The organism is Devosia sp. LjRoot3 (assembly GCF_964252865.1).
In the GTDB taxonomy this organism is placed as follows: domain Bacteria; phylum Pseudomonadota; class Alphaproteobacteria; order Rhizobiales; family Devosiaceae; genus Devosia.
On sequence record NZ_CAXUPK020000006.1, the window covers coordinates 1 to 14679 of the forward strand.

Below are 14679 nucleotides of genomic sequence, written 5' to 3' on the forward strand. Positions count from 1 at the left end.
CTCGGCCAGTTGAACGACAAAGTGGGGATGCGGTTCCGTGCCGCGATAGAAAATTGGCCCCGACTGTTCGCGCAGCCGGGGCCAGCAACACCACACGATCGGGGACAGGTCGTGGGACACGTCCAACGGTCAATTAGGGTGATAGTTCCGCGGGGCGTCCTGGCTTGGATATCGGAGTGTTTTGCAGAAGCCATTCGAGCAGAAGTGCCCGAACCGTGTCATCCGCGGCGCCGTCGCCTTTCACCGCCGTGAAAAGCCGGCCTTCGATATTTGCCTGAATGATGTCCTGTTCGAGAAAATATGACGCGGTGTAGGTCTGTCCCTCGAACTCTACCTCAACGGTTAGAACTTGGGATTGAGTGTCCATCGCTACCTCCTCTTGACGGAATATTGGTTCGTCTAAAGGTGCGGTCAACTGGTCGGGCCGCCCGACGAAAAAGCGCCCCGGGCTTTGCCGGGGCGAGTGTCAGAGCTTCGTCTGTCCAGAGATGTCGAAGGCCCTGAGCGGTTAAAGGCCTGAATATATCAACCGCCTCGCTCGGCATCATTTAAATAGATTAATCGGCCTCGCTTCTGCGCGGAGGCGCTTTCAATCCGTTTGATCTGAGCGGCTCACGTACGCATCGCGGCGACCGATTTCATTGCCAGTGTCGTCTCTTACCACGATCTGAACCTTGAACTCCGGATGACGCATGGCTTCATCCTGCAGGACACTGATCAGTGTTCGGGATGCCGCGTCCAAGGCTTGGTGAGGGCCATCTAGTTTCACGCCGATCACGTCGTGGGTCATCGTCCCATCTCGTTCCAGCACATCGAAAAAATACATCGGCATGGCTTTGCCTCCGAAGCGCAAACGATGCGTTCGGGTCGATGTTCCCTACGCCGTCTTCACAAGTTACCGGTGGCCCAATTGGGTATCAAACTCGGGACTTACGCCAGCCTGCCGCGCGGGCCTCTTCCTCGGAGCAGAACCAGCGTTCGCCGTGTGAAGCTTGGATCACGGTCTCGTCGTAATATTCCTGCCCCGGCACGTGGTAGATGCGCTCGCCCTTGGTGCTAACGTTACCCTTGATATTGCAACCGTCCTGCGCGCCGGCGGCACCAGCAAGCGCGATGACTAGCGCCGTAGCCGCAGCGATCTGAAATTGTCTTTTCATCTTGAGCCCTCCCAGTGCAGGGCACCACGGAATTCCGCGGCGTGCAAGCGGGCGGGCCAATCACCGAGGCGGCGGTGCAGCTTCCACCTCGTCCCACAGTGGTCGATAGAGCCGGACCATGCTCGTCTGCCCGTCCTGAACCCAATAGACGCGGCACAACAGGCGGGTTTTGTTTTGACCGCCACGAATTCCTTTTTCACCCAACGCCAACATCGCCGCCTCTTCAGGCGAACGGGCATCAATGATGTGTTCAGGCTCGATAACGCCTGAGCGCAAATCGATGACGCGAAACTTGCCCACGGGCGATTCCTCCAATTTGGAGGGCGAGCCATAGCAGGTCGCGCCAGTTCCACTCTTTCACTTTGCAAACTAGGAGGCCCATATGGCCAATGAGCGCGGCCTTTGACCAAACGCTTCTGCACATTCACGAAGTTGGCAAGGACAACCACCCTACGCTTCGAACAATCGATTGCTCGATAGGTCTGCTTTCGGGAATCTTCCCAATGACGCTGAACGGCTGAAATGGGGCGCAAGGCGGAGCTTTGTCTACTACCGCAAAGCATTGCTTAAAGTTGAGACCGGCATCCCAGGAACCGAGATCAGAAGCACGACGAAATAGTGCTTCAGTGGGGCCTGCCACCCTGCGACTACAAAGTCGTTGGGATGCACGATGCCATCAGTTCAGCTGCTACGGATCCGCGTCCCTTACAAACGCCAAGCCCGTGCCTGCCGCGATATCGTCGCCGGTTCGCCAAGCATGCGTAATAGGAAGTGATACGAGATAAACCGTTGCAGCGTCCTCAGCGAGTTGGTCGAACACACCTTGGAAGTGTTCCCTCTCGGCTTGGATTGTTGTGTCCGGCATGTCGCGGAGCGACTGCACGATCTTCTCGTTGCTATAGCCACCAACCCAGACGTTGCCGGCATTTTCGGGGTCGTAGTAGCCGAAGACCCGATACCAATCGTAGGGATGCGATTGGTTGTAGATGACTAAGTCGTAGTCCAAGCCAAATGCTCTCTTATAAGCAATATTCTCGTCGTCGATCACGTCTACCGTGACCTCAAATCCAACGATACTCAGCTGCCGGCTGATCTCTTCCCACAGCTTCTCGTCCGATCCTGCCTGTCGGATTGCGGTAATCCGCCGCCGCTCATCGCTCACAGTTTTCAAAACACCTGCAGCGGCATCTACGGACATAACATCAACGGACTCAACCAGCCGAAGGTTTGATGTGGCGGGAAATGGCTGTGTTTGGGCAACAGCGACACCAGAATAGACCGCTTCGCTTATCGCATGCCTGTCAATTGACGCTGCCACAACGCGGCGCATCTCAACGTCACTGAATGGCTCACGAGTGTGATTGAATACGAGGCGTGATACTGTACCGTTGTCGAAAGAGCCAACCTCGACCCCCGAGCCTTCCAACTCGTGTAGGCTTTCCAAAGGCAGCGCGTATACCCAGTCAACCCGTCCGTCTTCCAAAGCTTGGAGGCGCGCAGCCGCATCCGGTTCTACACTGATTATAGCCTCGTCAGCCAGAGCCTCATCCCGGAGTCGAGGATGCGGAGAAAACTTGGTGAGCACCGCTTGGCGCGTCGTGAACTCGTTCAGTCTGTAGGGCCCTGAGCCGATTGGACTGACGATATTTCCGTCACCATCTACAGATTCAGGAGGGATTATTGCGCAACGACAACCGAGGGCAAGGTCGCTGAGAAACGATGAACCGCCACGATGCAGCTCTATCTCTATTGTTGCGTCGTCCAACGCTGCAACTTTGGCGATTCTTTCGCTCAGAATGGTGTGCATTGCGAAGCGCGCATCACCCAGGACACGATTGAGCGAGAAGACAACATCTTGAGCTGTCACACGCCGGCCGTTGTGAAATTCAGCGTCCCTAAGCGTAAATCGCCAAAGCCTGTTTTGGTCATCAGAGAACCAAGAGGTCGCCAGAGAAGGCATCACCTCGGGAAACCGCATCCTTACAAGGCCCTCGTACACCACCGAGTGGACGATCATATCCGCATCGGAGAGGACTTGGTGTGGATCAGGCGTGTTTAGTGCCATATCTAGCAAGCCTCGGAATGTCGAGCTCTTACCATCTTGCCCGTGGGCGCCGCCTCCAAGCGCGTAGCTTGTTACCGCAGCGCTGGTTATTAAAGAGAACCGCCGTCGTGAAATCCGCAGATGATCATCGTTCGCCATAACCACTTCCTGTACAACTAATAAATTGCCCTGAAGTAACCTTGCGAATTCACTATATGGCGCTCGCTTCTAAGCGTCGATCCCCTAGTCGCTATTCCGAAGGTGCCGCTCGAGCTTAAGTAGATGTGCCAGTCCGAATATTGGCTCCATCTCAATTATCCGAGCTGTCGCAACACGTCGGCGGGCATCAGGACAGTTGTTTAGACGATGCAAGTTTGAGCGCTCGTAACGGACGCTTAGGTACCCAGCCCAAAACTCCCTCATGATTCAGAAGCCGACGTCCGCTTTTGGAAACGCGCGACGGTTCGTCGAAATCGAATGGCCGGAATGGGGCGCAGAGTCGTTAGAGCGCTTGTCCGAATTCCACTTCAGAGACCGAACAACTCTTCCGCCGTTAGTTCTTTGACCTCGTTCGGTGGGATCATGTCGTGAGATCCGATCTTCCATTTCAGCAATTCCGGGTGGATATCTCCCCACTTGGCGAACAGCTTGAGCTGGTAGCTTCTGGCCCACTCCGGAGGCAACACGTTCAGCAGGTGGAATGTAGGCTCATCAACCCCGGTGAGATCGGTAATGGCCTCCTCGCAGACAGTAATCACCTCGTGGAGAATTTGACCGGGAAATGGAATACCGGCGGCACTGTCGAGCTGGATCCAGGCTGAATATGCTTGGGTCATGAGCAGCCCCAACCGCATTGCACCGGGTGGATGACGCTCCTTAAGCACGGTTTGCGGATCAAATTTCCGCCGCTGAAAGAGCCGGCACGCGATGTAGATCGAGATCATCGTGTTGTAGAGGCGAAACCGAAGCCGATCCTCTAAACTCTTAAAGCGGAAATGCTTCTCCACCGAAAGAGATGTTTGAAGCGAGCCACCTATAATTCGCACACCTGCGAACATGTCGGCATCCCACTCCAAAGCATGTGCAGTCCATTGTTCGTCGCCCGAACAATGCGCGAACTCTTCCCACTCCAAGAGCTCACGGCGATCGCGCGCCGCCGAGAGGAAGAGGTGCCCATTGAGCACATGCGCGATTTCGTGGGAGATGAGAAACGCTGCAAACTGGGAGTTCAAGTTGCTGACGAGGTCTCGTTCATCCTCGTTCAACGATCCGAAGGGCCGAGGTTCCCTTAAGGCCTGAAAAGCCTCGAAAGTGTCCAACCCGTCTAAAGGGCCGATGGAGGCCTCCGGTCGCGCCTCTATTCTATATCTCTTCGCGAGGGTCGGAGTTACCAACAGCCGATTGATCAGCCCCTGGCCAATGATCAATGCACCCATCCAGATGGCGATGCATCTGGTGTTTCCTTGCAATAGGAATGAACACCCTTGAATGGCTGGTGACGACACAAGGCAATAGTAGATCGGCTCGTCGACTTCGCAGCTCTTTCGGATCGCCGAAATAACTGTGTTGGTCCTCCTCCCCGCGCGGATGGCGCTGATCGAGAAGGCCTCATCAAGCGGAAGCTCAAAAATGATATCCGCCTCCGGATCTTGCTTCCACAAGATGGCTTGGGCTTCACGCTGCAAGCGCGCAGGAAGGTTTGTCAGCAAACCATGATATCGGCCGCTAAGCTTACGCTGAGCTCGTGTGAGGCCAGGCTTTCCAAATTCAGACATCGCGCGTCAGCGGCCCCTTCGCGGACGCAGCGTTCGGCGTCGTTGAAGCATTGCTATTTCAGATCTAGGGAAAGTCCAGCGGTTGAGGGCCGAGCCCTTGCATAGAGCTAGATCTCTACGACCAAACCTGGATTAAACTCGTCAGCGTTCTCAGTCCCGTATCCTCGGGGATTGCAAATGACCCTCGTGTCGCCGACGCGGTAGTCGGAAGAGTTATGCGTGTGGCCGTGAATCCAGAGTTCCGGATGATGCTCTGCAATAGCGGCGGTCAGATCGCTCACGAAAGCCGCGGTTAGCGGGTCGTTGTGGAACCTGGGGGCGACCGAGCCCGGGTGGGGCGCGTTGTGGGTCACTACGACCTTTCGTCGGTCCGTTCCAGCCATGGCGGTCTCTAGCCAAGTTCGCGAAATGAGGTGCTCTCTGCGAGCTCGGGATGCAGTCCAGATTTCCAGCGAATTCTCGTCCGGGCGAATGAGCCGAAAGTCGTTCATGTACATCTCGCACCACGCCATATCCCGCTGGCGCCTTGCCTCGTCGCCCTTGGCGAAAAAGTCAAAATCAGACCACAGTGTGCTGCCGAAGAACCTGATGTCGCCGATGTCCACGAATTCGTTGTCCAAGAAGTCTATCCCCGACTGAAGAGCTGTTTCTTTCGCCTTCTCTTTCAGGTCCTGCATGCTTGAATAGCGATTGTAGTACTCGTGATTCCCCGGCACATAGATTACGGGCATGTTCGGCCGGACGTAGTAGGCTAGCCAAGCCACACCGTCCTCGGGGTCGCCTTCACTCAGATCGCCGGCACAGACAGCGAGGTCCGCCTGAGCGGGGGCCAGCGTAAGGTTCCACGGGGTGCCTCGACGGCGACGATGGAGGTCGCTGAAAATCCAAATCTTCATCGCTAGAGCTCAACGATGAGGTGCGGATCGAAGTCTCGGGAGTAACCATCCTGGGTAAACCGAAGACCCAGAGGATTTGCGACAATCCTCGTCTTTCCGATTCGGTAATCCGACTTCTTGTGGATGTGCCCATGGACCCACAGGTCTGGAGCGTCGGGTCGATGAAGGATTGCGCTCAAGTCACTGGCATAGCAGTGATCCAGGGGCCCGATGCGGTCCGAATGCAAAGAATTCGGATGCGGAGCGTGATGACTGACCATCACCGTCGGTCCCGCAAAGGGCATCGTCAAGACCTCACGCACGTAGTTCAAGGTGCCTATATGTAGGCCAATGGTGTCGATCGGTCGCATTCGCCGACGCTGCTCGGGATTTTTCTGAGAGGGGCGCTTAATGCGGCGGTAGTCGTTCATCCCTTCTCTGCCTCTGGCGACCCTCATTTTTTCAAACATGGGTGGGTCAAAACCGAGTCGGAAATCGGTCCAGAGGGTTGCCCCGATGAAGCGCACACCAGCAATCTCGACGGTGTCATTCTCGAGGAGATGGATACCGAGTTGATTGGCTCGTTCTCGAGCGCGATTCAGGACCTGCAAATAGGTTTGCAATCCTTCATCGCCGCCGGCTTGGGGAAACTGATAATAATCGTGATTTCCCAAGACATAGACGACCGGAACGTTGCTGAAATTCCGGGAAATCCAGTCGAGAGAACGCGTGGCGGGTACGTGTACGTCCCCAGCGAGAACGACCACGTCAACGGCGTCGAGGATAGGGTCGGGTGCAAAGAATTGCGCCGAAGCGGTCTGGCGATCCCCAAGGGTGAATTCTTGATGCAAGTCGCTCAGTACAGCGATACGCGTCATGTTGCGGTTTCCGACAATTTGAGAGCTTCGAAAGGCTCGCCAAATCTGTAGTAGCGAGAGGCAGTCCTGACCCATCCGCTGTTGCCCCAGACTACGATTTCACTGGTTGTGATAATCCGACGCCCCTGAAGGCTCCCCGGTAGGTTCGGATGGTCAGCAACATGGCCGACGAGTGCCGGCACTCTGCGGTCACCGCCGATCCAGTTGGAAATCGTGACAGCGGTTTCTAGTTCGCCGGTTGAGGGAGCTTCGCCTTGCAGCATTCGGCGGAGGTCGCGTGCCAATGCCTCGAGCTTTTCAATTTTCTGCCAGACCGCGGCCGGGTCTGCGAAACCGTTCTGCTCAAAGAGAAGCATTATCGGCTACCCCCGATGTCGGGGCTCGGATCTCCCCAGACCCCATCGCCGTCAAACTTCTTTCCGAGGCGGTAAAAGCGCCCGACTGTCCTTACCCAGCCCCCCTCCTGGTTCTCGATTACGACGGCCGATGTAAGCCGACTTTCCATGCTCGATGCGGCATCGGGGTGATCTATCGCCATAGCTGCTAACGCCACGGCGTCTGGTCGAGCCACGGCCCAACCCACGAGTAGCGGGGCTGCTGCCAAAGTCTGGCGGGATACTGGCTCGCCGTTGAGAAGCCTCTCAATGTCGGTGGCCAACACCTGCAGCCGGCTCAGTTCGGCCTGTGCCGCGGATGGATCAAGAAACCCCGTCGACCGATAGCTCAGCATCTATGCTCCATCCACGCTTGGTGATTCGGAAATGCGATCGTCTATTCGCTTGCTTCGTCCGTTTCGTAATCCTTTGAATGGCGACGGCACAGATGGATTGTCACACAAAGTGACACTTTTTGTCACTTGAAGTGACACGCATTACGTGACTTATGGACTATTTTGCGTTGCCGCTGGCAGCGCCAAATGTCGTGTGCCATGCCAAAGCGCATGAGCACCAACATCCATATCCTCAAAGCTGTGCGGGTGGCCTTTGGCTACAGCCAGGCCGATGTGGCCGCGATGATCAACGTGAGCCGGAGGTCGGTCATTCGCATGGAAAATGGTGAGGATAATGGACTGAGCACGTTCAAAGCTGTGCAAGCAGAATTTGAGCGACAAGGGGTGCGCTTCATCAAGGCGGATGAAGATGGTGGCTGGGGAGTAAGAATGCCCATGGGCTGGAGTGGCCCCACTCCAGAGATTAGGAACGCATCTTCGCTACAAGGGCGCAAGGACGACTAAGGTGCCCTCAAGATAGTCTGAGGCAAGACGCCACTGCTGAGCCAAATTGCAGCTCCGGTTGAATACCGGCGTGATCTACGAGGCTAAGAGTCGGTGCGCACAATTACATCCAGCAGGGGTGGTCCGGCTCCTCCGCTAGGTGGTGGCCCCTCCGCCGGCCCACCCTTCCAAACGCCCCGCTGACGGTCGGCATATGGAAATCACCCTGGTTCTACAACCTTCATTTTCAATGATCGGACAGACAATCGTGCGCTGCTTCATGAAATTCCCCCATTCGCCCGAATGGCGACATCAAGTGCTAACAGTATGTCAGCAAAAAGCCGCCGTTTGACAACGGCGGCTTCTCGTTTTTTCAGGCCTTGTTATTCGGCAGCCCAGTTGCCGTACATGATCGGCATCAGTCCGACCATGGACTTGAACCGGTCCCAGCTCTTGCGCTCGGGCAGCGTCCAGCCGGCTTCTGCAATGGCCGAAAGACGCGGGAAAACCAGGCGATCGAAAATGGCGCGGTCGGTCATGGATTCAGACCAGATGCAGCTCTGGATACCCAGGAGATGCTTGAGCCCTTCTTCCGAGAAACCGGCGCGGGCTTCGAACTCATAGGTTTCCTGCGGACCCGACCAGCCGGCCCAGCCGGCGCCCGGTTCGGCCCAGGAAATTCCGTTCGCCATATCAAGATAGTAGCGCTGGCCGGGCGAGACGACGATGTCGAAACCGCGCTCGGCAAGTGCCGCATTGATCTCCACATTGCGCCAGCCGATGACATAGGAGGTCTTCTTGTCCACGGCATCGCCATGGGCCGCTTCTTCCCAGCCGCCGGTGATCGCGCCCTTGGACGCAATGTACTTGTGCACACGCTTGATGAACTCGGCCTGGATGATCGCCGTGGGCGAGCCTTCGATTTCATCGGCGCCGTGGTGATTGCCCAACTGGTTGAATTGCTTGGCGTGCTTTTCGCGCATTGCCGGGCCGGCGATCTTCTCGATCATGTCGAGCGCCAGGGGCGAGCCCGACCAGGCGGCCAGCGGCACTTCGTCGGCGCCAAGGTGGAAAATGCCCGCGGGGAACATTTCCAGCACTTCGTCGATGACGGTCTCGACGAACTTGTAGACCGGCTCATGCGCGGGATTGAGGCTGTTGTTCGGAAAGCCCTGAACCGACTGATATTCGCCCTGTTCGTTGGGGTCGCGCAGTTCGGGCAGTGCCTGCAGAGCCGCGTAGAAGTGGCCCGGCATATCGACTTCCGGGATCACGGCGATGCCGAGGCTGTCGGCGAGCGCCACGATCTGGCGAATGACGTTCTTGGAATAAAAGCCGCCCGTCGGCTGCGGACCGGAGCCGAGCAGCGGCGGCAGCGCCTTGCCATGGCCGCGCCAGGCGGCAACTTCGGTCAGAGCCGGATAGGCATCGATCTCGATGCGCCAGGCTTCGTCTTCCGTAAGATGCCAGTGGAATTTGTTCATCTTGTTCCAGGCCATGATCTTGATGAGCTGGCTGACTTCGCCGCCGGTATAGAACTGGCGCGCCACGTCGAGATGGCTACCGCGGAAGGCAAAGCCCGGCTCGTCGGCAATGACACCGCCTGTCGGGAAGGTAAAAGTGTGCGGATACTGCTTGGCGCCGCGCAGGATATGGCCGAGCGTCACGAGACCATAGAACATGCCTTGGCGCGTGCTGGCCGAAATGGTGGCGCTATTCTCAGCAAAGGTCAGTTCATAGGCTTCCGGGCCCATGCCGACCTTCTCGGTAATGTGGACCGGCATGCCGGCTTCCGAAGCCGGACGCACCAGTGCTTCGACCGCAAAGAGATCATGCACAAGGCCGGCAAACGCGGCGGCAGCGCGGTTGGCAGCTTCGCCCTGCGGCTGCAGGTCGAGCCCGGCCGGGGCGATGCGCGCGCCAGTCGTCGCGACCGACTTCGGCCAGGGAATGATCGAATGCGGCACCGCAGCCTTGGCTGGCACCGGGAATTTTGCCGTGCCCTTCAGCAGCGGCGAATTGTGGCCCTTGCCCTGGGTCGGCTTGGTCGGGATGACGACGGTCTGGCCGTTCTCGAGCACGACATAGGCCGAATTGGCGCCATCACTCCAGTGGCGCAGGCCATAGGAGAGGCCACGTGCCGTCGAGGTCCAGGTCGCACCGGGCTCGAGCACATAGCCATCGGGCGGCGCGATCAGGGTGTGGTTGGAGAGGCGCACCAGCAGCTTGCCGTTTTCCAGCGTCGCATGCGGGTCGACGCGGGCGGGACCGGAAAAGCCGAGCTGAAAATTGGAAACGGGTTCGTCGCCGATATTGGTCAGCTCAAGCCCATAGCCGAGCGGCTCGCTGCCTGCAGCAGGGGTCCAGGTGGTGACGAGGGAAAACTTGGCAGTCATTTGCTTCTCGTTTTTTTGGCAAAAGGCGCCGCGCAACCGCGATGCCGTGTCGGGATGGATGGCTGCGGACTGACGTCCGGGATGAGGGTCAGTCCCCGAGGGGCTGGCCGTCGTCGCCGTCACGATTGACGACGAGCTGATGTTTTATGCGGCGCATGCTGGCGACAGCGGATGGGCCAAGACGGGTGGCAACGGTCTGGGCGAGCACGTCGACCGTGGCGAGAAAGGCATAGCGGCCGGGCGTTGGCCGCAGAATGTCGGCATTTTCGTGCCAGTTGACCGGCAGCAGAATGTCGGACTGGGCCGAAACCATCGAAGCCGACCGGGTCGCAACGACGCGCGTCAGCCCATATTCGCCGGCAACCGTCAGCGTCTTGGCGAGCTGCGCATTATTGCCCGAAAGCGAAAAGGCGACGATCACCGTGCCCGGCGGGGCGGCGGCCACGCGCATCAACTGCAGCTGATGATCATCGGTCGAAGCAACCTTCAGCCCCAGCCGGAAGAACCGCGTCTCGATCTCCCCGGCCATCATCGACGAGGCGCCGCCCGAACCGAACGAGAGAATAAAACTGGACTTGGCGATGCTCTCGGCGGCGCGTTCGACGGCGCCGAAATCGAGATGCTCAAAGGTCTCGTAGATGATCGACTGGATGCCGTTGACGACGCCCTGGGCGATTTCGTGCACCGAAGTCGGGCTTGCCGCGGGCGAAAAATAGCGCTGGCCGACAAAGCGCGACTGGGCCAGCCGCACCTTGAAATCAGCATAGCTGTCGCAGCCGAGGCGGCGGCAGAAGCGGGTCACCGTGGGCGGGGACACTTCGGCCTGGGCCGCGAGGTCGACAATGCTCATTTTCAGAACAGAGTCGACATCGGCAAGGACGATGTCCGTAAGGGCCCGTTCGGAGCGGGTAAAGCCGTTCTTCTCGGTCTGCAAGAGGCCGACGATGTCGAGCATTTTCCCTCTCCCCAGCGGGCCCCTCGGGCTTAGTAGACGGCCAGCCCCCTGGCGTCGAAGAGGTGCGTATGGGCGACAGAAAAGCCCATGTTCAGCGCCTTGCCATCCTCGATCGACGGGTCGCCTTCGAAGAGCCCGATAAAGGGTTCGCCGCCCGGCAGGGTCGAATAGGCAATGGTGTGGATGCCCAGATGCTCGACGATGTTCGGCGTGATTTCGAGGGTGAACTCGCCATTACCGAGCTGCATATGCTCGGGACGAATGCCCACGGTTACGTCCTGACCGGCGACAGAGGTGCTGGTGCGCGGCAGCACCAGGGTGCCGAGCGCGCCGAGGTCGATAGTGACCTTGGAGCCATCGGCGCTGCGCACCTTGCCGTTGATGAAGTTCATCTTCGGGCTACCGATGAAGCCCGCGACAAAGAGATTGTCGGGCTTGTGGTAGAGTTCGAGCGGCGAGCCGACCTGGGAAATTTCGCCGGCATTGAGCACGACGATCTTGTCGGCCATGGTCATGGCTTCGATCTGGTCGTGGGTCACATAGATCATGGTCGAGCCGAGGCGCTTGTGCAGCTCCATCAGTTCGATGCGCATTTCCGAGCGGAGCGCGGCGTCGAGGTTGGACAGCGGCTCGTCGAAAAGGAAAATCTTGGGCTGGCGCACGATGGCGCGGCCGATGGCAACGCGCTGACGCTGGCCGCCGGAGAGCTGGCCGGGGCGGTGCTGCAAACGGCTTTCAAGCTGGAGCACTTTTGCGGCAGCGCCGACGCGCTTGTCGACTTCGTCCTGCGGCAGTTTTTCGACGCGCAGCGGGAAGGCAATGTTCTCATAGACCGACATATGCGGATAGAGCGCATAGGACTGGAACACCATGGCGATGCCGCGCTGCACGGGCGGCAGGTCGTTGACGACCCTGCCTGCGATCTCGATGTCGCCGGCCGTAACGTCCTCGAGGCCTGCGATCATGCGCAGCAGGGTGGATTTGCCACAGCCCGAAGGACCGACAAAAACGACGAACTCACCATCGGCGACTTCGAGGTCGATACCCTTGATGATGCGCGCTTCGTTAAAGCTCTTTTCGAGGCGCTTGAGGCTCAGTTGCGACATGGTTCGCGTCTCCGGTCGGCGGGGCGGTTCCCGCGGGCAGGCAATCTGGGATTTTGGTGCCGCCGCCCCAAAGGGCGGCGGCGGGATCAAAGCTGAGGCTTACTTGTACTGCTCGAGTTCGCTGGCAGCCTTTTCAAGGGCAGCCTGCGGCTCGGCAGCGCCGGTCACGACCGACTGAACCATTTCGATCATCACGTTCTGCAGACCGATATAGTCGGTGAACAGCGGTTCCGGACCACCGAATTCGATGCCGTCGAGGAACGGCTTCCAGTACGGCTTTTCGGCAACCAGTTCATCGGAGTGCAGCGGACGGAGCGGGGTCAGACCCTGGGCCATTTCAGCGTCCCACTGGCGGTCGCCGGTGGTGATGAACTTGGCAAGGCTGGTGGCCTGTTCTTCAACACCGGTGCCCTTGAAGATGGCGAGAGCGTCGGTGATCAGCAGCGTGCCGGGACCCTTGGCATCCGGACCGAGCGGCAGGTTGGCAACGCCCCAGTTCATGCCGGCTTCTTCAGCGCGGATGGCAGCGCCGGGCGAGGCTTCGATCATGGCAACGCCACCATCGAGCCAGATGGCGCGAACTTCGTTCTGTTCGTAAGCGGTCGGGCCTTCTTCGCCATAGGGAACGATGTCCTTGAGGGCGGTCAGAGCAGCCAGAACCTGCGGCGAGTTCAGGACGATATTGCCATCGGCGTCGATGACGAGGCCGTCATTGGTGTAAACCCAGTGCAGGAACTGGTGCATGGTGTTGTCAAAAGTCTTGGCGACAACGCCGTAGCCGGCTGCATCGGTCTTTTCAGTGATCTGCTTGGCGAAAGCGATCTTTTCTTCCCAGGTCTTGGGCGGGGTTTCCGGATCGAGGCCAGCGGCTTCGAACAGGTCCTTGTTCCAGAACAGGGCCTTGGTCGAGAAAGCGACCGGAACGCCCCACTGAGTGCCGTCGAAGGTCACGGTGTCGGGAACGTAGTTGTAGTAGGAGGCCTTTTCTTCGTCCGTCATCGGCACCGGAACGATCAGGTCGTTCTGGGCGAACTGCTTGAGGGTACGCGAACCGACATAGGCGAGAGCAACCGGTGTACCGGCAGCAGCAAGCGTCGTCACCTTGTCCTGGCACTGGCCCCAGCCGACGATTTCCGGAACGACCTTGAAGCCGGGATTGGCAGCTTCCCACTCGGCGAAGATTTCGGCATAGCCGGCAGTCAGCTCGTCGCCGCAGTTGATGAAGGAGATTTCCTTCACGTCCTGGGCGAAGGCGCCGGTCGACGCACTGGCAAGAGCCAGCATCGATACGGCCATCAAACCGATAGTCTTGTTCATTGTAGTCTCCCTTGAATTGGGCCCCCTCGGGCCCTTCTCACTACTGCTTCACGGCTCCGGCGGTCAGGCCGGCGACGAGATAGCGCTGCAGGAATATGATCACGATCATGACCGGCAGGATTCCGACGAAAGACGCTGCCATCAGCTCGTTCCAGATCACTTCCTGCTTGCCGAAGAAGGCGAAGAGGCCAACCGGCAGCGGCATGAATTCGGTCTTGGAGTTGAAGGTCAGCGCGAAAATGAACTGCTGAGCATAGGCACCGATGAAGGTCATGATGGCGACCACGACGATGCCAGGCATGGCGAGCGGCAGGATGACGCGACGCAGGGTGTAGAGGCGCGAGGCGCCATCGACCCAGGCGGCTTCGTCAAGCTCGCGGGGAATGCGCATCATATAGGTGCGCAGGAGCCAGATGGACGACGGGATGAGGAAAGCCGCACCCGGCACGATCATGGCGAAATAGGTGTTGAGCAGCCCCAGGCTCCGCATCAGGCGGAAGAGCGGGATCAAGAGCACGGCGCCCGAGAACATGTTCACGGCAAGGAACATGCCGAGCAACAGCGCCTGGCCGCCAAAATTGAAGCGGGCGAAGGAATAGGCCGCGGGCACCACGATGGCGACGACGATCAGCGTCACCACCGAGGAGATGAAGAAGGAGTTGAAGATGTGCATGCCCAGTGCAGGGACCGAGGTCCACATATTGATATAGGCATCGAACGACCAGGTCTTCGGGATGAAGCTATAGGGCGTCGAAAAGAGCTGGGCCAGCGGCTTCAATGAAACCAGGAACCCTTCGATGAAGGGCGAGAGCACGAAGAACAGGAAGACCGCGATGCCGGCATAGAGGGCGGCAACTTCGTACCACTGGTAGCGGTCGATCATGGCCTTGGCGGGACGCGCTTTCGCCTTGGCCTTGGCTTTGCTGAGTTCGGCGACGGAACTGGCGCTGGCGGCCAGGGGGT

The 14679-nt window shown here is 58.5% G+C and carries 16 protein-coding genes; 1 reads left to right on the forward strand and 15 read right to left on the reverse strand.

Features of this window, described 5'->3' with window-relative positions; translation table 11 throughout:
* Positions 1-133: 133 nt before the first annotated feature.
* The 10 genes from ACSQ2A_RS19650 to ACSQ2A_RS19695 all read right to left on the reverse strand — a co-directional run bounded on the left by ACSQ2A_RS19650 (position 134) and on the right by ACSQ2A_RS19695 (position 7459).
* Complete coding sequence (locus ACSQ2A_RS19650) at positions 134-367, reverse strand: hypothetical protein (RefSeq protein WP_436073601.1); 234 nt, start codon at positions 365-367, stop codon at positions 134-136.
* Between the two features lie 222 nt (positions 368-589).
* Positions 590-832 (reverse strand): DUF6894 family protein, encoded by a 243-nt coding sequence (locus tag ACSQ2A_RS19655; protein WP_436073602.1) that lies wholly within the window; start codon positions 830-832, stop codon positions 590-592.
* Positions 833-917: 85 nt separating this feature from the next.
* Positions 918-1157: a sunset domain-containing protein gene (locus tag ACSQ2A_RS19660; RefSeq protein ID WP_436073603.1), complete on the reverse strand. Its 240-nt coding sequence runs from the start codon at positions 1155-1157 to the stop codon at positions 918-920.
* A gap of 60 nt (positions 1158-1217) precedes the next feature.
* Positions 1218-1457, reverse strand: coding sequence for a hypothetical protein (locus tag ACSQ2A_RS19665; RefSeq protein WP_436073604.1), 240 nt, complete (start codon positions 1455-1457; stop codon positions 1218-1220).
* Between the two features lie 388 nt (positions 1458-1845).
* On the reverse strand, positions 1846-3360 hold the full coding sequence (locus ACSQ2A_RS19670) for an ABC transporter substrate-binding protein (protein ID WP_436073605.1): 1515 nt from the start codon (positions 3358-3360) through the stop codon (positions 1846-1848).
* A gap of 368 nt (positions 3361-3728) precedes the next feature.
* Positions 3729-4976 carry a hypothetical protein gene (locus ACSQ2A_RS19675; protein WP_436073606.1) on the reverse strand — a complete coding sequence of 416 codons (1248 nt, stop codon included), beginning with the start codon at positions 4974-4976 and terminating at the stop codon, positions 3729-3731.
* Between the two features lie 107 nt (positions 4977-5083).
* The gene (locus ACSQ2A_RS19680) at positions 5084-5872 is read right to left on the reverse strand and encodes a metallophosphoesterase (RefSeq protein ID WP_436073607.1); all 789 of its coding nucleotides are present in this window, start codon (positions 5870-5872) and stop codon (positions 5084-5086) included.
* Between the two features lie 2 nt (positions 5873-5874).
* The gene (locus ACSQ2A_RS19685; RefSeq protein ID WP_436073608.1) at positions 5875-6729 is read right to left on the reverse strand and encodes a metallophosphoesterase; all 855 of its coding nucleotides are present in this window, start codon (positions 6727-6729) and stop codon (positions 5875-5877) included.
* Positions 6726-7085 (reverse strand): DUF6634 family protein, encoded by a 360-nt coding sequence (locus ACSQ2A_RS19690; RefSeq protein WP_436073609.1) that lies wholly within the window; start codon positions 7083-7085, stop codon positions 6726-6728. The genes ACSQ2A_RS19685 and ACSQ2A_RS19690 overlap by 4 nt, the downstream gene beginning before the upstream one ends.
* Entirely contained in the window at positions 7085-7459 is a 375-nt protein-coding gene (locus tag ACSQ2A_RS19695; protein WP_436073610.1) for a DUF6634 family protein, read from the reverse strand. Before ACSQ2A_RS19695 ends, ACSQ2A_RS19690 begins: the two co-directional genes overlap by 1 nt.
* Positions 7460-7669: 210 nt before the next feature.
* Between ACSQ2A_RS19695 and ACSQ2A_RS19700 the strand changes: the two genes are divergently transcribed.
* Positions 7670-7963 carry a helix-turn-helix transcriptional regulator gene (locus tag ACSQ2A_RS19700; protein WP_436073611.1) on the forward strand — a complete coding sequence of 98 codons (294 nt, stop codon included), beginning with the start codon at positions 7670-7672 and terminating at the stop codon, positions 7961-7963.
* A 362-nt stretch (positions 7964-8325) separates the two neighbouring features.
* On the opposite strand, the gene ACSQ2A_RS19705 is transcribed toward ACSQ2A_RS19700, so the two are convergent.
* The 5 genes from ACSQ2A_RS19705 to ACSQ2A_RS19725 all read right to left on the reverse strand — a co-directional run bounded on the left by ACSQ2A_RS19705 (position 8326) and on the right by ACSQ2A_RS19725 (position 14599).
* On the reverse strand, positions 8326-10338 hold the full coding sequence (locus ACSQ2A_RS19705) for a beta-N-acetylhexosaminidase (protein WP_436073612.1): 2013 nt from the start codon (positions 10336-10338) through the stop codon (positions 8326-8328).
* Positions 10339-10426: 88 nt separating this feature from the next.
* Positions 10427-11293 carry a MurR/RpiR family transcriptional regulator gene (locus ACSQ2A_RS19710; protein ID WP_295414219.1) on the reverse strand — a complete coding sequence of 289 codons (867 nt, stop codon included), beginning with the start codon at positions 11291-11293 and terminating at the stop codon, positions 10427-10429.
* A gap of 29 nt (positions 11294-11322) precedes the next feature.
* Positions 11323-12399, reverse strand: coding sequence for an ABC transporter ATP-binding protein (locus ACSQ2A_RS19715; RefSeq protein ID WP_295414217.1), 1077 nt, complete (start codon positions 12397-12399; stop codon positions 11323-11325).
* Between the two features lie 99 nt (positions 12400-12498).
* On the reverse strand, positions 12499-13695 hold the full coding sequence (locus ACSQ2A_RS19720; RefSeq protein WP_295414469.1) for an ABC transporter substrate-binding protein: 1197 nt from the start codon (positions 13693-13695) through the stop codon (positions 12499-12501).
* Between the two features lie 61 nt (positions 13696-13756).
* Entirely contained in the window at positions 13757-14599 is an 843-nt protein-coding gene (locus ACSQ2A_RS19725; protein ID WP_295414468.1) for a carbohydrate ABC transporter permease, read from the reverse strand.
* Between the last annotated feature and the right edge of the window lie 80 nt (positions 14600-14679).

Excerpts from the sequence above, each read along its gene's own strand:
- ACSQ2A_RS19650 (WP_436073601.1), bottom strand. The coding sequence starts at position 367 with ATGGACACTCAATCCCAAGTTCTAACCGTTGAGGTAGAGTTCGAGGGA.
- ACSQ2A_RS19655 (WP_436073602.1), bottom strand. The coding sequence starts at position 832 with ATGCCGATGTATTTTTTCGATGTGCTGGAACGAGATGGGACGATGACC.
- ACSQ2A_RS19660 (WP_436073603.1), bottom strand. The coding sequence starts at position 1,157 with ATGAAAAGACAATTTCAGATCGCTGCGGCTACGGCGCTAGTCATCGCG.
- ACSQ2A_RS19670 (WP_436073605.1), bottom strand. The coding sequence starts at position 3,360 with ATGGCGAACGATGATCATCTGCGGATTTCACGACGGCGGTTCTCTTTA.
- ACSQ2A_RS19675 (WP_436073606.1), bottom strand. The coding sequence starts at position 4,976 with ATGTCTGAATTTGGAAAGCCTGGCCTCACACGAGCTCAGCGTAAGCTT.
- ACSQ2A_RS19680 (WP_436073607.1), bottom strand. The coding sequence starts at position 5,872 with ATGAAGATTTGGATTTTCAGCGACCTCCATCGTCGCCGTCGAGGCACC.
- ACSQ2A_RS19685 (WP_436073608.1), bottom strand. The coding sequence starts at position 6,729 with ATGACGCGTATCGCTGTACTGAGCGACTTGCATCAAGAATTCACCCTT.
- ACSQ2A_RS19690 (WP_436073609.1), bottom strand. The coding sequence starts at position 7,085 with ATGCTTCTCTTTGAGCAGAACGGTTTCGCAGACCCGGCCGCGGTCTGG.
- ACSQ2A_RS19695 (WP_436073610.1), bottom strand. The coding sequence starts at position 7,459 with ATGCTGAGCTATCGGTCGACGGGGTTTCTTGATCCATCCGCGGCACAG.
- ACSQ2A_RS19700 (WP_436073611.1), top strand. The coding sequence starts at position 7,670 with ATGAGCACCAACATCCATATCCTCAAAGCTGTGCGGGTGGCCTTTGGC.
- ACSQ2A_RS19705 (WP_436073612.1), bottom strand. The coding sequence starts at position 10,338 with ATGACTGCCAAGTTTTCCCTCGTCACCACCTGGACCCCTGCTGCAGGC.
- ACSQ2A_RS19710 (WP_295414219.1), bottom strand. The coding sequence starts at position 11,293 with ATGCTCGACATCGTCGGCCTCTTGCAGACCGAGAAGAACGGCTTTACC.
- ACSQ2A_RS19715 (WP_295414217.1), bottom strand. The coding sequence starts at position 12,399 with ATGTCGCAACTGAGCCTCAAGCGCCTCGAAAAGAGCTTTAACGAAGCG.
- ACSQ2A_RS19720 (WP_295414469.1), bottom strand. The coding sequence starts at position 13,695 with ATGGCCGTATCGATGCTGGCTCTTGCCAGTGCGTCGACCGGCGCCTTC.
- ACSQ2A_RS19725 (WP_295414468.1), bottom strand. The coding sequence starts at position 14,599 with ATGATCGACCGCTACCAGTGGTACGAAGTTGCCGCCCTCTATGCCGGC.